Source organism: Sulfobacillus thermosulfidooxidans DSM 9293 (assembly GCF_900176145.1).
GTDB classification, from domain to species: Bacteria; Bacillota; Sulfobacillia; order Sulfobacillales; family Sulfobacillaceae; genus Sulfobacillus; species Sulfobacillus thermosulfidooxidans.
In genome coordinates, this window is the sequence record NZ_FWWY01000001.1 from 765,494 (window position 1) to 780,689 (window position 15,196).

Annotated in this window: 26 protein-coding genes; all 26 read right to left on the reverse strand. The window is 52.1% G+C overall.

From position 1 onward, the window contains the following. Positions 1 to 69: 69 nt before the first annotated feature. Genes map through fusA form a run of 26 tightly spaced genes read right to left on the reverse strand, consistent with a single transcriptional unit; the run spans position 70 to position 15,162 of the window. A complete protein-coding gene (map, locus tag B8987_RS04015; protein WP_028962707.1) occupies positions 70 to 822 on the reverse strand; it encodes a type I methionyl aminopeptidase in 753 nt (250 codons plus the stop codon). Then, positions 815 to 1,468, reverse strand: coding sequence for an adenylate kinase (locus B8987_RS04020; protein WP_028962706.1), 654 nt, complete (start codon positions 1,466 to 1,468; stop codon positions 815 to 817). Before B8987_RS04020 ends, map begins: the two co-directional genes overlap by 8 nt. A 13-nt stretch (positions 1,469 to 1,481) precedes the next feature. Next, entirely contained in the window at positions 1,482 to 2,762 is a 1,281-nt protein-coding gene (secY, locus tag B8987_RS04025; RefSeq protein WP_084660892.1) for a preprotein translocase subunit SecY, read from the reverse strand. Between the two features lies 1 nt (position 2,763). Then, entirely contained in the window at positions 2,764 to 3,201 is a 438-nt protein-coding gene (rplO, locus tag B8987_RS04030) for a 50S ribosomal protein L15 (RefSeq protein ID WP_028962704.1), read from the reverse strand. Next, positions 3,198 to 3,401 (reverse strand): 50S ribosomal protein L30, encoded by a 204-nt coding sequence (rpmD, locus tag B8987_RS04035; RefSeq protein WP_020376680.1) that lies wholly within the window; start codon positions 3,399 to 3,401, stop codon positions 3,198 to 3,200. Before rpmD ends, rplO begins: the two co-directional genes overlap by 4 nt. Next, entirely contained in the window at positions 3,394 to 3,927 is a 534-nt protein-coding gene (rpsE, locus tag B8987_RS04040) for a 30S ribosomal protein S5 (protein ID WP_020376681.1), read from the reverse strand. The genes rpmD and rpsE overlap by 8 nt, the downstream gene beginning before the upstream one ends. 17 nt (positions 3,928 to 3,944) lie before the next feature. Then, positions 3,945 to 4,310, reverse strand: a complete 366-nt coding sequence (rplR, locus tag B8987_RS04045) for a 50S ribosomal protein L18 (RefSeq protein WP_020376682.1) — start codon at positions 4,308 to 4,310, stop codon at positions 3,945 to 3,947. Between the two features lie 10 nt (positions 4,311 to 4,320). Further along, positions 4,321 to 4,860 carry a 50S ribosomal protein L6 gene (gene rplF / locus B8987_RS04050; protein ID WP_084660893.1) on the reverse strand — a complete coding sequence of 180 codons (540 nt, stop codon included), beginning with the start codon at positions 4,858 to 4,860 and terminating at the stop codon, positions 4,321 to 4,323. 27 nt (positions 4,861 to 4,887) lie between these two features. Further along, positions 4,888 to 5,286 (reverse strand): 30S ribosomal protein S8, encoded by a 399-nt coding sequence (gene rpsH, locus B8987_RS04055; protein ID WP_026040840.1) that lies wholly within the window; start codon positions 5,284 to 5,286, stop codon positions 4,888 to 4,890. Between the two features lie 11 nt (positions 5,287 to 5,297). Beyond that, positions 5,298 to 5,483 carry a type Z 30S ribosomal protein S14 gene (locus tag B8987_RS04060; RefSeq protein ID WP_076006947.1) on the reverse strand — a complete coding sequence of 62 codons (186 nt, stop codon included), beginning with the start codon at positions 5,481 to 5,483 and terminating at the stop codon, positions 5,298 to 5,300. A gap of 10 nt (positions 5,484 to 5,493) precedes the next feature. After that, a complete protein-coding gene (gene rplE / locus B8987_RS04065; RefSeq protein ID WP_020376685.1) occupies positions 5,494 to 6,048 on the reverse strand; it encodes a 50S ribosomal protein L5 in 555 nt (184 codons plus the stop codon). Positions 6,049 to 6,077: 29 nt separating this feature from the next. Continuing rightward, the gene (gene rplX / locus B8987_RS04070) at positions 6,078 to 6,389 is read right to left on the reverse strand and encodes a 50S ribosomal protein L24 (RefSeq protein ID WP_020376686.1); all 312 of its coding nucleotides are present in this window, start codon (positions 6,387 to 6,389) and stop codon (positions 6,078 to 6,080) included. Positions 6,390 to 6,421: 32 nt separating this feature from the next. Continuing rightward, positions 6,422 to 6,793 carry a 50S ribosomal protein L14 gene (gene rplN, locus B8987_RS04075; RefSeq protein ID WP_020376687.1) on the reverse strand — a complete coding sequence of 124 codons (372 nt, stop codon included), beginning with the start codon at positions 6,791 to 6,793 and terminating at the stop codon, positions 6,422 to 6,424. A gap of 35 nt (positions 6,794 to 6,828) precedes the next feature. Further along, the gene (gene rpsQ / locus B8987_RS04080; RefSeq protein WP_028962703.1) at positions 6,829 to 7,098 is read right to left on the reverse strand and encodes a 30S ribosomal protein S17; all 270 of its coding nucleotides are present in this window, start codon (positions 7,096 to 7,098) and stop codon (positions 6,829 to 6,831) included. A 15-nt stretch (positions 7,099 to 7,113) separates the two neighbouring features. Beyond that, positions 7,114 to 7,317: a 50S ribosomal protein L29 gene (rpmC, locus tag B8987_RS04085; RefSeq protein WP_026040841.1), complete on the reverse strand. Its 204-nt coding sequence runs from the start codon at positions 7,315 to 7,317 to the stop codon at positions 7,114 to 7,116. Then, positions 7,307 to 7,741: a 50S ribosomal protein L16 gene (rplP, locus tag B8987_RS04090; protein ID WP_020376690.1), complete on the reverse strand. Its 435-nt coding sequence runs from the start codon at positions 7,739 to 7,741 to the stop codon at positions 7,307 to 7,309. Before rplP ends, rpmC begins: the two co-directional genes overlap by 11 nt. Before the next feature lies 1 nt (position 7,742). Further along, the gene (gene rpsC / locus B8987_RS04095; RefSeq protein WP_020376691.1) at positions 7,743 to 8,420 is read right to left on the reverse strand and encodes a 30S ribosomal protein S3; all 678 of its coding nucleotides are present in this window, start codon (positions 8,418 to 8,420) and stop codon (positions 7,743 to 7,745) included. A 9-nt stretch (positions 8,421 to 8,429) separates the two neighbouring features. Next, entirely contained in the window at positions 8,430 to 8,783 is a 354-nt protein-coding gene (gene rplV, locus B8987_RS04100) for a 50S ribosomal protein L22 (protein ID WP_020376692.1), read from the reverse strand. Positions 8,784 to 8,796: 13 nt separating this feature from the next. Next, positions 8,797 to 9,081, reverse strand: coding sequence for a 30S ribosomal protein S19 (gene rpsS, locus B8987_RS04105; protein WP_020376693.1), 285 nt, complete (start codon positions 9,079 to 9,081; stop codon positions 8,797 to 8,799). Positions 9,082 to 9,084: 3 nt separating this feature from the next. Beyond that, a complete protein-coding gene (gene rplB, locus B8987_RS04110; RefSeq protein ID WP_020376694.1) occupies positions 9,085 to 9,921 on the reverse strand; it encodes a 50S ribosomal protein L2 in 837 nt (278 codons plus the stop codon). 18 nt (positions 9,922 to 9,939) lie between these two features. Then, positions 9,940 to 10,227 carry a 50S ribosomal protein L23 gene (gene rplW, locus B8987_RS04115; protein WP_020376695.1) on the reverse strand — a complete coding sequence of 96 codons (288 nt, stop codon included), beginning with the start codon at positions 10,225 to 10,227 and terminating at the stop codon, positions 9,940 to 9,942. After that, the gene (rplD, locus tag B8987_RS04120; protein ID WP_020376696.1) at positions 10,224 to 10,850 is read right to left on the reverse strand and encodes a 50S ribosomal protein L4; all 627 of its coding nucleotides are present in this window, start codon (positions 10,848 to 10,850) and stop codon (positions 10,224 to 10,226) included. The genes rplW and rplD overlap by 4 nt, the downstream gene beginning before the upstream one ends. Before the next feature lie 2 nt (positions 10,851 to 10,852). Then, positions 10,853 to 11,503, reverse strand: coding sequence for a 50S ribosomal protein L3 (gene rplC, locus B8987_RS04125; protein ID WP_084660894.1), 651 nt, complete (start codon positions 11,501 to 11,503; stop codon positions 10,853 to 10,855). Between the two features lie 13 nt (positions 11,504 to 11,516). Then, the gene (rpsJ, locus tag B8987_RS04130) at positions 11,517 to 11,825 is read right to left on the reverse strand and encodes a 30S ribosomal protein S10 (RefSeq protein WP_020376698.1); all 309 of its coding nucleotides are present in this window, start codon (positions 11,823 to 11,825) and stop codon (positions 11,517 to 11,519) included. Positions 11,826 to 11,843: 18 nt separating this feature from the next. Next, the gene (gene tuf / locus B8987_RS04135; protein ID WP_028962700.1) at positions 11,844 to 13,046 is read right to left on the reverse strand and encodes an elongation factor Tu; all 1,203 of its coding nucleotides are present in this window, start codon (positions 13,044 to 13,046) and stop codon (positions 11,844 to 11,846) included. Between the two features lie 40 nt (positions 13,047 to 13,086). Continuing rightward, a complete protein-coding gene (gene fusA, locus B8987_RS04140; protein WP_020376700.1) occupies positions 13,087 to 15,162 on the reverse strand; it encodes an elongation factor G in 2,076 nt (691 codons plus the stop codon). Between the last annotated feature and the right edge of the window lie 34 nt (positions 15,163 to 15,196).

The window sequence follows — 15,196 nt, forward strand, 5'->3', positions numbered from 1 at the left end:
GCCCTATGTTTCCCAGTAAACTGGAAAACAAACCTGTTGAATGCATCCGATCTATTATAACGGAATTCGTCAATCAATTCGAGTCAATATTTCAGGACCGTGGTCCGTTATAAAAATCGTGTGTTCAAAATGCGCGGATAATGATCCATCGCGGGTAACCACGGTCCAGCCGTCATCTAACACATCGACATCGTAAGCACCGGCGTTGACCATCGGTTCGATAGCCAAAGCCAGGCCAGGTTTGAGCAAAATCCCGCGGCCAGCGGGTCCATAATTGGGAACTTGAGGATCTTCATGCATCTGGTGGCCAATACCGTGTCCCACATAATCGCGGACAACCGAGAACCCATGCCGTTCCACATGCTCTTGAACTGCATGAGAAATGTCTCCTAAATGACCGCCCGGCTGTGCCGCTTGAATCCCCGCGTACAAGGATTCCTCCGTCACCCGAAGAAGCAAAGCCGCTCGGTCATCCGGTGGCTCACCAACAAACACCGACAGGGCCGCGTCTCCGACAAATGAATCCATGACCGCACCTAAATCGAGACTGACGAGGTCATGTTCTTTTAACCGTCTCGCCCCGGGAATGCCGTGAACGACTTCATGATTGACTGACACACAGACACTGGCAGGATAACCATGGTAACCTTTGAAGATGGGCACAGCACCTCGTGCTCGGATTTCCGAATCGGCGATGTGATCGAGTTCCTTGGTGGTAATGCCGGGACGGACAGCTTTTTTCAGGATCTGCAGGACTTCGGCCACCACGAGACCAGCCTTACGCATCTTTTCTTTATCCCGCATACTCTTGAGTTCAATCATGCTCTGCCCCCAGCCGGATAATGATATTTTGTGTGACCACATCAACCGGCTCGGTTCCATCAATCTTCACCAACAATCCTCGTTCACGATAAAAATCGATCAGGGGCGCAGTTTCTTCCATATAAACGTTAAGCCGCGTTTCTACGGTTTCGGGTTGGTCGTCCGGACGCTGTACCAACGTCCCACCACAGACCTCACATACACCCTCCACTGCAGGGGGATCAAAGATTACATGGAACGTCGTGCCGCAGGTAGAGCACACCCGTCGTCCGACGAGGCGCTCTACTAATATGTCATGAGGCACGTCAATGTAAATGACTGCGGTGAGGCTTAATTGTCGCTCGGCAAGCATCCCAGCCAAGGCATCGGCTTGGTGAACATTCCTCGGGAACCCGTCAAGGATGAAGCCATTGTGCGTGTCAGCTTGTTGCAAACGGTCGTCCACCATCGCTTCGGTAATGTCATCGGGTACCAGCCGACCTTCTGACATGTAACTCTGGGCTCGTTTTCCGAGTGGCGTTCCTTCACTTAAGTTGCGCCTGAAAATGTCCCCGGTGGATATATGCGGAATCGAATAGTATTCTGCCAGGCGCTTTGCCTGGGTACCTTTACCCGCCCCAGGTGCCCCTAACAGGACCAAGTTGATCACCGGTACCACCTCATTTCATAAATCCCTGATATTGTTTCATCAGCATCTGCGCTTGCATCTGCTTCAATGTATCGAGCGCAACTCCTACAATAATCAACAATGAAGTTCCGCCAAAATACAGACCATTAACTCCCATGCCCATGGTAACGAAACTCGGCAAGATGGCCACAATGCCTAGAAAAATCGCACCGATTAAGGTTAGGCGAGTACTTACCCGCCCCAAATATTCTGCAGTGGGTCGGCCGGGACGAATTCCAGGAATATACCCTCCGCCTTTTTTAAGATTGTCAGCAACATCATCGACTTTAAACACCACTTGCGTGTAAAAGAAGGTGAACACGACAACCAGCACGAACTCGGCCACAATATAAAGGGGTGAGGTGAATCCAAAATAGCGTTCTAGTTCGGACACCCAACCACCCTTAAAGAACTGCCCAATCGTGTAGGGAAGAATCAACAGCGAAATCGCAAAAATAACCGGAATGACCCCTGCTTGGTTGACCCGGATAGGCAGATGCGTATTTTGCCCCTGGTACATCCGGCGCCCCACCACACGTTTGGGATATTGCACCGGAATTTTCCTCTGACCCTCATTAACAAAAACCACTGCCGCAATGATAATGACGGCCACGATTAAGAAGATAATGATCTTAGGCCAGCTAATAATCCCGGCTTGAATGTACTTGTACAGTTGCTCGACACCAAACGGTAACCGGGAGATTATCCCGAAAAACACCAAAAGGGAAATGCCGTTTCCTATTCCCTTGTCAGTGATTTCTTCGCCCACCCACATCAAGATGGTGGACCCGGTCAACAGCAACAAGGCCGTCAGCAATAAACTGGCGATGGTGTGATGAATATAGGCAAATTCACCATTTGATGAGTAATTGTACAAATAGTAAGCAATGCCTAAAGACTGTAAGGCCCCGAGTCCCAGTGATAACCACCGGGTGACCTTCGTCATTTTTTTCTGACCCTCTTCGCCTTCCTTGGACCATTCTTCCACTGTGGGAATAACCACCGTCATCAATTGCATGATAATACTGGCATTAATATACGGAATGATACTCAAGGCAAATATTGATAACGTGGCCGTCGCTCCACCCGAAAACAGGTTCAATAAAGCAAAAATGGTCGCCCCGTGTAAAAACAGGCTTTGAATGACGGATGCGTGGACGCCCGGGATTGGCACATGGGCGCCCACACGAAATACGACCAGCATCAAGAAGGTAAACAGTATACGCCTGTTCAAGTCTGACGCCCGGAACGCATTCATCATATTTTGTGCCACGTCAAATCACCTCGGCCCGTCCAGAAACCGCCTCGATCTTTTCCTTGGCCGACTTGGAAAATGCATTCACCTGTACAGTCAAGGGACGGTCCAGTTCTCCCTCCCCTAAAATCTTAACGGGTAAATTGCGGCGTACGAGCCGGCGATTTTTCAGCAGATCAATGGTAACCACTGTGTTGGGTTCGAATTGGTTCAAATCTCCAACATTCACCACTTCGTACTCAACGCGAAAGGGATTGACAAAGCCCCGCTTAGGTAAGCGCCGCTGTAAGGGCATCTGCCCTCCCTCAAAACCGGGGCGAATGCTTCCTCCGGACCGTGCCTTCTGACCTTTGTGACCGCGGCCCGCTGTCTTACCCAGTCCGGATCCCAATCCTCGTCCGCGCCGTGTCTTTTTTGTACGGCTGCCGGGGGCAGGCTGAATTTCATGTAGTCTCATTTAGTGGCCTCCTCTCCCTCTGGAATTTCTTCCACGCGCACGAGATGACGGATTTTGTGAATCATCCCCCGAATAGAGGGGTTATCATCAAACTCGACGGTCCGCCACATTTTGCGAAGACCTAACCGGCTCGCGGTATCTTTTTGATCTTTGGCGTAACCGATAGGGCTCTTCACCAACGTAATGCGTAATCTAGCCATGGTGCGCCCCCCTTAAAACTTCTTGGACAGTACGGCCACGTAATTTGGCTACACGCTCCGCCTTCTTCAACTGCTTGAGTGCATCCATCGCGGCCGCCACCACGTTATTGGGATTTGAAGTACCTAAGGACTTGGTTAACACATCCCGCACTCCAGCGGCTTCTAACACGGCACGGACAGGTCCTCCGGCAATCACTCCGGTACCCGGTCCAGCGGGTTTGATTAACACCCGTCCTGCTCCAAATACTCCAGTGACTTGGTGTGGAATTGTGCTTCCCAACCGCGGCACGGTAATCATTGATTTTTTGGCATCCTCGACGCCCTTGCGAATGGCATCCGGAATTTCGGCAGCTTTACCTAATCCGACGCCAACCCGACCATTTTCATCGCCAACCACAACCAACGCGCTAAAGCTAAATCGCCGTCCACCTTTCACGACCTTGGCGACCCGGTTAATCGCAACCACTTTTTCCTTGAATTCGCTTGCGCCTCGGGTTTCTTGATTTTGGGCTGCTGGCCTTGCCATAACGTACCCCCTAATTCCTAAAATTCGAGTCCAGCTTCACGCGCCGCGTCAGCCAATGCTTGAACACGCCCGTGATAGCGGTACCCGCCGCGGTCAAAGACCACTTTTTTTACGCCATGAGCGATAGCACGTTCCGCAACCAACCGGCCCACTTCCCGTGCTTTGGCTACTGTCAACCGACCTTCCATGTTGTCAAAGACTTTTTCCAATGTAGATGCCGATGCAATCGTGTGTCCTTTGGTGTCATCGATTACCTGTGCGTAAATATGCAAATTGGAGCGGAAGACATTAAGGCGCGGTCTTTCAGGCGTTCCTTTAATCTTACTCCGTATACGCAGGTGCCGACGCTTCCGAGCCGCGTTCCTGTCAAAACGTGTATACACGTCTTATCCCTCATTTCTTTCCAGTCTTACCAACCTTGCGAATAATCCGTTCACCTTGGTAGTGAATCCCTTTACCTTTGTAGGGCTCCGGTGGACGCACACTGCGAATCCGAGCGGCCGTCGCACCAACGGCTTCTTTGTCATAGCCCTTGACCACGATGTTGGTGGGGTTGGGCACTTCAAATTCGATACCCGCGGGCGGTTCAATGTTTACCGGATGAGAAAACCCGACCGCTAGCACCAAGTTTGGGCCTTGCTTGGAAGCACGATATCCAACTCCGGCCATCTCCAAATTCCGTTGGAATCCTTGAGATACACCTTCGACCATGTTTGCGACGAGCGTTCGCGACAATCCCCATTGCGCTCTGGCTACGGGACTGTCATCGACCGGAAGAACACGCAACTCATTGTTTTCCATGGTGACCGTCACTTCAGGGCGCAGGGTCCGCTCAAGCTCACCCTTGGGCCCTTTCACGTGCACCCTGGTTCCGTCGATGGTAACCGTCACACCGGCAGGAATGGGAATCGCTTTTTTACCTATCCGTGACATCCGGGATACTCCTCCTCATAATCTGCCTTACCACACGTAGCAGAGTACTTCTCCACCCACGTGGATCTCACGCGCTTGTTTTTCCGTCATCACGCCGCGTGACGTGGATAACACGGCAATACCCAGTCCGCCCAAGACACGGGGTAATTCATCGTGCCCCGCATAGACACGCAGCCCCGGACGGCTAATCCGTTTTAGGCCGGAAATGACGCGCTCTCGGTTCGGTCCATATTTCAAATGGAGGCGAATCATCCCGTGCTTGCCGTCTTCAACCAATTCGTAATCACGAATGAATCCTTCTTGTTTCAGGATTTGTGCTAGAGCACGTTTTATCTTGGAATCGGGCACATCCACATGTTCGCGGTATACGACATTGGCGTTCCGAATTCGGGTTAACATATCTGCAATGGGATCAGTCACTGCGATCCTCCTCTCACTTACCAGCTGGCTTTACGTACACCGGGGATTTGTCCCTGGTGCGCTAATTGCCGAAAACACAAGCGGCATAATCCAAAGTCGCGAATATATCCATGCGGTCGTCCACAAACCTGGCAACGATGGTATTTTCGTACTTTATACTTTGGTGTCCGTTTGGCCTTAGCAATGAGTGACTTTTTGGCCATGTCATCCCTCCTAACGTTGTGGCGTGAACGGCATGCCGAGCAAAGTCAAAAGTTCTTTGGCTTCTTCATCGGTTTCTGCACTTGTGACAAGTGTCACATCCATGCCGCGCACTTTTTCGACCTTGTCATACTCGATTTCCGGGAAAATAATTTGTTCACGAATTCCTAAGGTATAGTTTCCACGACCATCAAATCCTTTGGTGGATACCCCACGAAAGTCGCGAACCCGGGGAAGCGCCATGAAAAAGAGCTTCTCCACAAAATCATACATCCGTTGACCCCTAAGCGTCACTTTGGTCCCAATGGGCATTCCCTCTCGCACCTTGAAGGATGCGATCGATTTACGAGCTCGCGTGACCAGCGGTTTCTGACCCGTGATCGTGGCCAAATCGTTGACGGCCGCCTCGAGCAATTTGGGATTGCCGATCGAATCTCCTACACCCATATTGATGACCACTTTGACAAGCCTGGGCACGTTCATCGGGTTTTTGTATTTAAAGCGCTCCTGCAGTCGCGGTACGACTTCTTTTTCGTACCGTTCCTTGAGCTCCGACACCACAGCCATTGTTAACCCCCTGTTCCTTGTCCCGCTCTTTAGTCGATCGCGGCACCGCACCGCTTGCATTGCCGAACTTTCTTACCGTTATCCAAAAACTTGTGTCCAACTCTTGTGGCTTTTTTACAAGAGGGGCAAATGAGCATCACATTGGACACGTGTAAGGGAGCTTCCATCGCGATAATGCCGCCCTGCGGATACTGCTGCGTTGGTTTTTGGTGTTTTTTGACCAAATTGATCTTCTCTACCACCACGCGATCTTCTTTGGGAATCGCACGGATTATTTTGCCCTGCTTACCTTTATCCTTGCCGGCGAGCACCTTAACTAAGTCGCCTTTTTTTACGTGCACCCTAGTCCCTCCTTCCGTTTCCGTCTGCTGAGTTATAACACCTCAGGTGCTAGGGATATGATTTTCATAAAATCACGTTCGCGTAGTTCTCGCGCCACCGGTCCAAAAATACGGGTACCGCGGGGTTCTTTCTCGTCGCCCCGGAGAATAACCGCAGCGTTTTCATCAAACTTGATGTATGAGCCGTCACTGCGGCGCCGACCGGTCTTGGTACGAACAATCACGGCCTTAACGACGTCGCCTTTTTTGACCACGCCCCCGGGCGTTGCTTCTTTAACAGAAGCCACAATCACGTCTCCAATGTTTCCGTAGCGCCGAAACGATCCTCCCAGTACTCGAATGCACATAATCTCTTTGGCTCCGGTGTTGTCTGCAACCGTCAGACGTGTTTGCGGTTGTATCATGAGAATGTCCTCCTTTCCATCGATCCGCTAAATACTTATTGGACTTCGTCAGCGCGCCGAATTATTTCAATGACACGCCAGCGTTTCTCTTTGGAAAGAGGTCGTGTCTCTTCGATCCGTACAATATCGCCCGTTCGGCACTGATTCTCTTCGTCGTGTGCTTTGTACCGCTTTGTCCGGCGCATTGTACGCCCATAAATGGGATGGCGCACCAGCGACTCTACGGCAACTACCACCGTCTTATTCATTTTGTCGCTGACGACCGTTCCCTCGCGTACTTTTCTTTTACCCGTTGGTTGTTCCATGTCGCTCTTGCCCTCCTATTTCGCGTCCTGCCGGAGCTCGCGCTCCCGCATGATGGTGTGTACCCTTGCGATATCTTTGCGTACCTGGCGAACGCGCATGGGATTCTCCAATTGGGCCGTGGCAAGTTGGAACCGAAGCCGGAAAAGCTCTTCTTTTAACGCTCGCAATTTAGCTTGTAGCTCTTCTTGACTGAGCTCTCGTATCTCCTTAGGCTTCATGCGCATTCTCCCCCGACTCCTCGCGTTTTACAAACCGCGTCTTGATAGGTAACTTGTGAGCAGCCAAACGCATCGCTTCACGAGCCACTTCCTCGGGTACACCGGCCAACTCAAACATGATCCGCTGAGGCTTGACGACTGCGACCCAGTATTCCACGTTCCCCTTACCACTACCTTGCCGAGTTTCGGCAGGTTTCTTCGTCACGGGTTTGTCTGGAAAAATCGTAATCCAGACTTTTCCTCCACGCCGAATGTACCGTGTCAAGGCCACACGAGCTGCTTCGATCTGCCGGTCTGTAATCCACGCCGGTTCTAAGGCTTGGAGGCCGTATTCACCAAATACAACTTTATTTCCCCGGTGCGCCGTACCCTTCATGCGGCCACGCTGCATTTTGCGATACTTGGTACGCTTCGGTTGCAACATTTTACTGACCTCCCTCTTGCGCTACCAGCACACGCTTTTTCGCCGCAGGCAAGACTTGGCCTTTAAAGATCCACACTTTAACCCCAATGATGCCATAGGTTGTGTGCGCTTCAGCAAATCCATAGTCAATGTCTGCCCGTAACGTGTGAAGGGGAATGGATCCTTCCCATGCCCATTCACGGCGCGCTATCTCAGCTCCGCCAAGACGGCCGCTGACCATAATTTTGACTCCTTGAACCCCAGCTTGTCGCATCGTCCGTGTGATGGACTGTTTCATCGCGCGTTTAAACGCAATACGCCGCTCTAACTGACTGGCGACATTTTCCGCCACTAACTGAGCATCCGCATCAGGAGCCTTTACTTCGAGAATGTTGAGATTGACGTTCTTGTTAGTAAGTTTTTCGAGGTCTTTCCGTAACGCTTCAACCCCGACTCCACCCTTACCGATCACCATTCCCGGTTTGCCGGTGTGGACCGTAACTTTGAGCTTATTCGCCGATCCCCGTTCGATCTCCACCCGCGCAATCCCAGCTGCGTGATGCCTCTTCTTGATGAAACGGCGGATGGCTAAATCCTCTCCTAATAACTCAGGAGTCTCTTTCCGGTTGCCATACCAACGTGAATCCCAGTCCTTAACAATCCCAAGGCGTAGACCCTTTGGGTGAATTTTTTGCCCCATGGTTCCCTCCTAGCTGTTGTGCTTGGGTCGTAACACAACCGAAATGTGACTCGTCCGCTTAAAAATCGAAAATGCTTGACCTCGGCTTCGCGGATGAATCCGTTTAAGTGTTGGGCCGCCGTCAACCCACACAGCATGCACATATAAATCCCGTGGGTCCATGTCATAGTTGTGTTGGGCGTTAGCCACTGCACTCTTGAGCAACTTGGCTACAACCGCCGAGGCCCGTTTGGGCGTGTGCCGCAAAATCGCCTCCGCGTCCCGAACATCCTTCCCCCGAATCAGGTCCACCACGATGCGAACTTTCCGGGGTGCAATGCGGACATGGCGCACATGAGCGCGAGCTTCTGCTACGTCTGCCATTTATGCCATCTCCTTATTTCAAAGACGTGGACCGCTCGGTTTTGTCCCCATGACCCTTAAAGGTCCTGGTGGGAGCAAACTCGCCGAGTTTGTGTCCGACCATCTCTTCAGTGATATAAATTGGTACATGTCTGCGCCCATCATGAATGCCAATGGTGTGACCAACCATGTCGGGAACGATAGTAGAGGCACGAGCCCAAGTCTTAATAACCCGCTTTTCGTTCTTGGCATTCATCGCGGCGATTTTTTTCATCAATTTCTCATCGACGTATGGACCCTTCTTGGTTGAACGACTCATTCTCTACCTCCCTGCCTTCCGCCGACGCACGATCATCCGGTTCGATGCTTTGTGCTTCTTCCGTGTCTTCTTACCGAGAGCCGGTTTACCCCATGGTGTCATCGGGTGCTTGTGACCTACCGGAGCCTTCCCTTCACCACCACCGTGGGGATGGTCGACCGGGTTCATAACGCTACCACGGACTGTTGGGCGCCATCCGAGATGACGATTTCGTCCGGCCTTGCCAATGACAATATTTTCGTGCTCGACATTTCCCACTTGACCAATCGTCGCCCGCGCCGTCACGGGAACGCGTCTAAGCTCCCCAGAGGGCAAGCGCAACAGGGCGTGTTTGCCTTCTTTAGCAGCCAACTGAGCCGAAGCCCCAGCCGATCGGGCAAGTTGCGCGCCTTTTCCAGGCACCAATTCGACATTGTGTACGATGGTTCCGACGGGCACATCCTGCAATTTTAACGCGTTTCCTGGTTTAATATCGGCTGTCGGACCCGATACCACCGTGTCTCCCACTTTTAACCCAACCGGAGCCAAGATGTAGGCCAAAGTGTCATCGGCATATTTCAGCAACGCTATCCGGGCTGTTCGAAACGGATCATATTCGATGGATTGAACCACCGCGGGAATACCTTCTTTGGTCCGTTTAAAATCAATTTTCCGGTAGAGTCGTTTGGTACCACCGCCGCGGTGCCGAGTCGTAATACGACCATAGTTGTTTCGACCCGCCTTGCGGTGCATACCCACCACGAGACTTTTTTCCGGTTCGGTTTTCGTGATCTCCTCAAAGGTTGACACAGTCATATGCCGCACACCAGGAGACGTTGGTTTCATTTTTCGAACTGCCACAATCCAGCCTCCTTAATGTTAGACACCTTCAAAGATGTCAATGGATTCTCCAGGTGCTAACGTCACGATGGCTTTTTTCCGGCGTGTCGTCCGTCCAACCACCATACCGCGGCGTTTTTCCTTGCTGGGCCGCCATAACGTGTTGACCTTGGTTACGTGCACCTTGAAGATTTCCTCAATCGCATTGCGAATCTCGACCTTATTCGCCCTTGGCGACACCTCAAATGTATATTTGTTGAGTGCCATTTGATCTGTGCTAGCCTCGGTGACAATGGGACGAATAATCACATCGTAAGCTGATTTCATCGCGCAAACACCTCTTCCACTCGTGCCACCGCGTCGGTATCGAGAACGACTTGGTGATACCGAAGCAAGCTGTACGCGTTCAAGTTATCCGTGGTAATGGTGTGCACGTTCTTGAAATTCCGCGCGGACAACTTCCATGTTTCATTGGGCGACGCGGTAACGAATAACACATTGCGACCCAAATTCAAGTTATCCAAAGCCGCCAAAACGTGTTTTGTTTTGACTTCCGGCAACGTTAGTGCATTAACGACTTTCAACTCATCTGACGCCAGTTTGGCGCTTAATGCTTGACGCAAAGCCGCCCGTCGCATTTTTCGTGGGAACTTCACCGAAAAATCGCGGGGATGGGGTCCGAATACAACGCCCCCGTGCCGCCAATGTGGCGCCCGGGTTGTCCCGGCTCGGGCCCGACCGGTGCCCTTCTGCCGCCACGGTTTTCTTCCACCGCCACGCACTTCAGAACGTGTCTTGGTGTCGGCGGTACCCGCACGCTGATTGGCTTGGAAGGCCACCACGGCCTGATGCAGCAACGCCTCATTTACCGGTGCGGCAAACACGGTGTCGGAGAGCTGCAGTTCACCGACGACCTGTCCTTGAAGGTCATATACATTCACAGTCGGCATGCCTACATCGCTCCTTTCCGATTTCGAACAGAATCCCGCACCATGACCAACGAGCCGCGAGGTCCTGGGACCGCACCGCGTACCAATAATAAGTTGCGGTCAGCATCGACACGCTCGACACGAAGCCGCAAGACCGTTACGCGTGCATGCCCTTTGTGTCCAGGCATTTTTCGTCCGGGATGCACCCGTCCGCCACCACCAGAGGTTCGGGCCGCTAAAGAACCGACACGACGGTGGTATTTCGAACCGTGTGAGGTCGGACCACGACGAAATCCCCAGCGCTTAATGACCCCCGCAAAGCCCTTACCTTTGCTCGTTCCGGTCACGTCAACAATGTCTCCGGGACTGAACGCATCTTCCACTTTAATTACCGATCCGGGCTCTAAATCTGTTGCTCCAGGCAACCGGAATTCACGCACGAATCTTACGGGTTCGACAGCAAGTTTCTCAAAATCCTTGCGCTGGGGCTGGGCCACTTTATGTGGCTTTATGGCTCCAACGCCGAGCTGCACTGCATCGTAACCATCTTTCGCTTGCGTGCGCAACCGTAAGACTTTGTTAGGCTCGGCGTGAATCACCGTAACGGGCACGGCACGACCTTCGTCGTCAAACACTTGGGTCATGCCTACCTTAATGCCAATAATCCCTTTCATAACATCCTCCCGCCTACAGCTTTATCTCGATGTCCACCCCGGCCGGGAGATCCAGACGCATGAGCGCATTGACCGTTTTCTGACTGGGATCCATGATGTCGATCAAACGCTTGTGAATGCGACGCTCAAACTGTTCGCGAATGTCCTTCTCCCCGTTAGGTGCAGTCAGAACCGTGTACACCTTCTTCTCAGTGGGCAGCGGCACTGGGCCAGAGACTGCGGCGCCATTGCGCCGGGCAGTCTCCACAATTGTCGCTGCTGACTTATCCAACACTTCGTAATCGTAACCCTTCAGGCGAATCCGAATTTTTTGCTGGGCCACTGTCCGTTCCCCCTTGCTTTATGCCAATATTTGGGTCACTACACCAGCGCCCACAGTGCGTCCACCTTCACGAATAGCGAAACGCAGACCTTCTTCCATAGCGATTGGCGCAATTAACTCGACTTCCATCTGGATGTTGTCTCCGGGCATCACCATTTCAACGCCTTCTGGGAGTTTGACGACACCGGTGACGTCCGTGGTCCGGAAGTAAAACTGCGGCCGGTATCCGTTGAAAAATGGGGTGTGACGGCCACCTTCTTCCTTGGTTAACACGTAAACCTCGGCTTTGTATTTGGTGTGAGGGTGGATGCTTCCGGGCTTGGCCAAAACCTGACCCCGTTCAACCTCATCTTTATCCACACCACGCAACAAACATCCGATGTTGTCTCCGGCCACAGCCTGGTCCAAGGTCTTGCGGAACATTTCGACGCCGGTCACAACCGTCTTCTTTGCTGTGTCCGTCAATCCGACGATTTCAACTTCTTCTCCAACCTTAATGGTTCCCCGTTCCACACGACCGGTAACAACCGTTCCACGTCCGGTGATGGACATGGTGTCCTCAACAGGCATTAAGAAGGGTTTGTTGGTGTCGCGCTCGGGAGTGGGAATGTAGTCGTCAACAGCGTCCATCAAGTCCCAAATCTTACCGCACCATTCACAGTCGCGTTTTCCGCATCCGCATTCTAGGGCTTTTAAGGCGGATCCCGCTACGACGGGAATGTCATCTCCCGGGAATTCATAGCTGCTCAGGAGTTCCCGAACCTCGATCTCGACCAATTCCATCAACTCGGGGTCATCCACCATGTCGGCCTTGTTTAAGAACACAACAATGTTGGGCACACCGACCTGACGAGCTAAGAGAATGTGTTCACGGGTCTGAGGCATAGGACCGTCGGCAGCCGACACTACCAAAATGGCACCGTCCATCTGAGCCGCACCGGTAATCATGTTTTTCACGTAGTCAGCGTGTCCTGGGCAGTCCACGTGTGCATAGTGCCGCTTGTCGGTTTCATACTCGACGTGGGCTGTCGCGATCGTAATTCCGCGTTCACGCTCTTCAGGAGCCTTGTCAATTTGGTCATAGGCCGTAAATTCTGCCTGACCCTGGGTGGATAGGACGCGGGTAATAGCCGCCGTCAAAGTGGTCTTACCGTGGTCAACGTGACCAATTGTACCCACGTTAATGTGGGGCTTTGTGCGCTCGTACTTCTTCTTCGCCATTACTAAATCCTCCTTGAGTTATTTGGCATCCGCCATCTGTTTAGTGCCTCGACTTAATGACCTGCTCGGTCACATGCTTTGGAGCTTCTTCGTAATGAGAAAATTGCATGGTGTAGGTACCGCGCCCTTGAGACCGCGAGCGGAGATCCGTCGCGTAACCAAACATTTCGGCTAAGGGAACATAGCCACGGATGGCTTGCACACCACCGGGTCTAGGCTCCATCCCTTCAATGCGGCCCCGCCGCGAGTTGAGGTCTCCAATCACGTCCCCCATATACTCGTCTGGCACCACAACTTCGACCGCCATGATTGGCTCTAAGAGCACAGGATTGGCTTTTTGAGCAGCCGCCTTAAATCCCATAGATCCAGCAATCTTGAATGCCATTTCGCTGGAGTCGACTTCGTGGTAGGAGCCGTCAAATAGTGTAACACGAACATCCAAGACAGGGTATCCGGCCAACACACCTGACTCCATCGCTTCTTTGACACCAGCTTCTACCGCAGGAATATATTCCTTGGGTACGACACCACCAACAATCTTATTGACAAACTCGAATCCTTGACCGGGCTCTAAGGGCTCCACTTTTAACCACACATGACCATATTGTCCACGACCACCGCTTTGCCGAATGAATTTTCCTTCGGCTTCGACGCTCTTTCGCAAGGTTTCTTTGTACGCTACTTGGGGTTTACCCACATTGGCCTGCACTTTGAATTCGCGGAGTAGACGGTCCACGATAATTTCAAGATGCAGTTCGCCCATCCCAGCGATAATGGTTTGGCCCGTTTCTTGGTCCGTGTACATACGGAACGTTGGATCTTCTTCGGCGAGCTTGGATAAGGCAGTTCCCATTTTGTCCTGGTCGGCCTTGGTTTTGGGCTCGATGGCCACCGAAATAACCGGCTCGGGAAATACCATCGATTCTAAAAGAATCGGCTTTTGCTCATCCGACAAGGTGTCTCCCGTTGTGGTGTCCTTCAGTCCTACCGCCGCCGCAATATCTCCGGCGTACACGGTATCGATTTCTTCACGGTGATTCGCGTGCATTTGCAAAATACGACCAATTCGTTCCCTACGTCCTTTGGTGACATTGTAGACGTACGATCCAGAGGTCAAGGTCCCGGAGTAGACCCGGAAGAATGCCAGTTTACCAACAAAGGGGTCGGACATGATTTTGAAGGCGAGACCCGAGAATGGAGCATCGTCTGAAACTTCGCGATAAATCTCTTCTCCCGTTGCCGGATCATGACCCCGAACGGCACCAATGTCTAAAGGAGACGGAAGATAATCTACGACCGCGTCCAACAGCGGCTGGACACCTTTATTCCGGTAAGACGAACCACACAATACAGGAACCAACTGACTGGAAAGGGTTCCTTTTCGAAGCGCCGCACGGATTTCTTCTTCCGTGAGCTCTTCACCCTCCAGATACTTTTCCATTAGAGCGTCATCCACATCGGCTACCGCTTCTAATAGCATTTGCCGACGCTCATTGCACACCTCTTGTAAATCCTCAGGAATATCGACATATTCCCCACGCGTCCCCAAGTCATCTTCATACAAATAGGCTTGCATCTTGATCAGGTCAACAATGCCTTTGAACTGATCTTCTGCTCCCCATGGCCACTGGATGGCCACGGGATTGGCCCCAAGACGCGTACGGATTTGGCTAACGGTGTTGGCGAAATCCGCTCCAATGATATCCATTTTGTTCACATAAGCGATGCGGGGCACATGGTACTTGTCTGCCTGTCGCCACACCGTTTCGGATTGCGGTTCAACACCACCCTTGGCATCAAAGACAGCAATGGCGCCGTCTAAAACGCGTAAGGATCGTTCCACTTCTACCGTAAAGTCCACGTGGCCGGGCGTGTCAATAATGTTGATCCGGTGGTCCCGCCACGTCGTTGTGGTCGCAGCGGAGGTGATGGTAATTCCACGCTCCTGCTCTTGAACCATCCAGTCCATCGTGGCCGTTCCCTCGTGAACCTCACCGATTTTGTGGGTGCGGTGCGTATAAAACAAAATACGCTCAGTTGTGGTGGTCTTCCCCGCATCAATGTGGGCCATAATCCCGATATTTCGGGTTCGTTCCAAAGGAAACGCTCGAGCCATAACTGGGAAACTCCCTTCTTACCTACTGACCTGC

Bases quoted from the DNA above. Each gene is read 5' to 3' on its own strand.
- rplE (WP_020376685.1), bottom strand. From the start codon at position 6,048: ATGGCTGTGGTGTCGGAGCTCAAGGAACGGTACGAAAAAGAAGTCGTA.
- rplC (WP_084660894.1), bottom strand. From the start codon at position 11,503: ATGAAAGGGATTATTGGCATTAAGGTAGGCATGACCCAAGTGTTTGAC.
- rpmD (WP_020376680.1), bottom strand. From the start codon at position 3,401: ATGGCTAGATTACGCATTACGTTGGTGAAGAGCCCTATCGGTTACGCC.
- rplN (WP_020376687.1), bottom strand. From the start codon at position 6,793: ATGATACAACCGCAAACACGTCTGACGGTTGCAGACAACACCGGAGCC.
- rpsS (WP_020376693.1), bottom strand. From the start codon at position 9,081: ATGAGTCGTTCAACCAAGAAGGGTCCATACGTCGATGAGAAATTGATG.
- rpsQ (WP_028962703.1), bottom strand. From the start codon at position 7,098: ATGGAACAACCAACGGGTAAAAGAAAAGTACGCGAGGGAACGGTCGTC.
- rpsE (WP_020376681.1), bottom strand. From the start codon at position 3,927: ATGGCAAGGCCAGCAGCCCAAAATCAAGAAACCCGAGGCGCAAGCGAA.
- rplD (WP_020376696.1), bottom strand. From the start codon at position 10,850: ATGCCGACTGTGAATGTATATGACCTTCAAGGACAGGTCGTCGGTGAA.
- rplF (WP_084660893.1), bottom strand. From the start codon at position 4,860: ATGTCACGGATAGGTAAAAAAGCGATTCCCATTCCTGCCGGTGTGACG.
- rpsC (WP_020376691.1), bottom strand. From the start codon at position 8,420: ATGGGGCAAAAAATTCACCCAAAGGGTCTACGCCTTGGGATTGTTAAG.
- rplP (WP_020376690.1), bottom strand. From the start codon at position 7,741: ATGTTGCAACCGAAGCGTACCAAGTATCGCAAAATGCAGCGTGGCCGC.
- rpmC (WP_026040841.1), bottom strand. From the start codon at position 7,317: ATGAAGCCTAAGGAGATACGAGAGCTCAGTCAAGAAGAGCTACAAGCT.
- fusA (WP_020376700.1), bottom strand. From the start codon at position 15,162: ATGGCTCGAGCGTTTCCTTTGGAACGAACCCGAAATATCGGGATTATG.
- rplW (WP_020376695.1), bottom strand. From the start codon at position 10,227: ATGAAATCAGCTTACGATGTGATTATTCGTCCCATTGTCACCGAGGCT.
- map (WP_028962707.1), bottom strand. From the start codon at position 822: ATGATTGAACTCAAGAGTATGCGGGATAAAGAAAAGATGCGTAAGGCT.
- rplV (WP_020376692.1), bottom strand. From the start codon at position 8,783: ATGGCAGACGTAGCAGAAGCTCGCGCTCATGTGCGCCATGTCCGCATT.
- rplO (WP_028962704.1), bottom strand. From the start codon at position 3,201: ATGAGACTACATGAAATTCAGCCTGCCCCCGGCAGCCGTACAAAAAAG.
- tuf (WP_028962700.1), bottom strand. From the start codon at position 13,046: ATGGCGAAGAAGAAGTACGAGCGCACAAAGCCCCACATTAACGTGGGT.
- B8987_RS04060 (WP_076006947.1), bottom strand. From the start codon at position 5,483: ATGGCCAAAAAGTCACTCATTGCTAAGGCCAAACGGACACCAAAGTAT.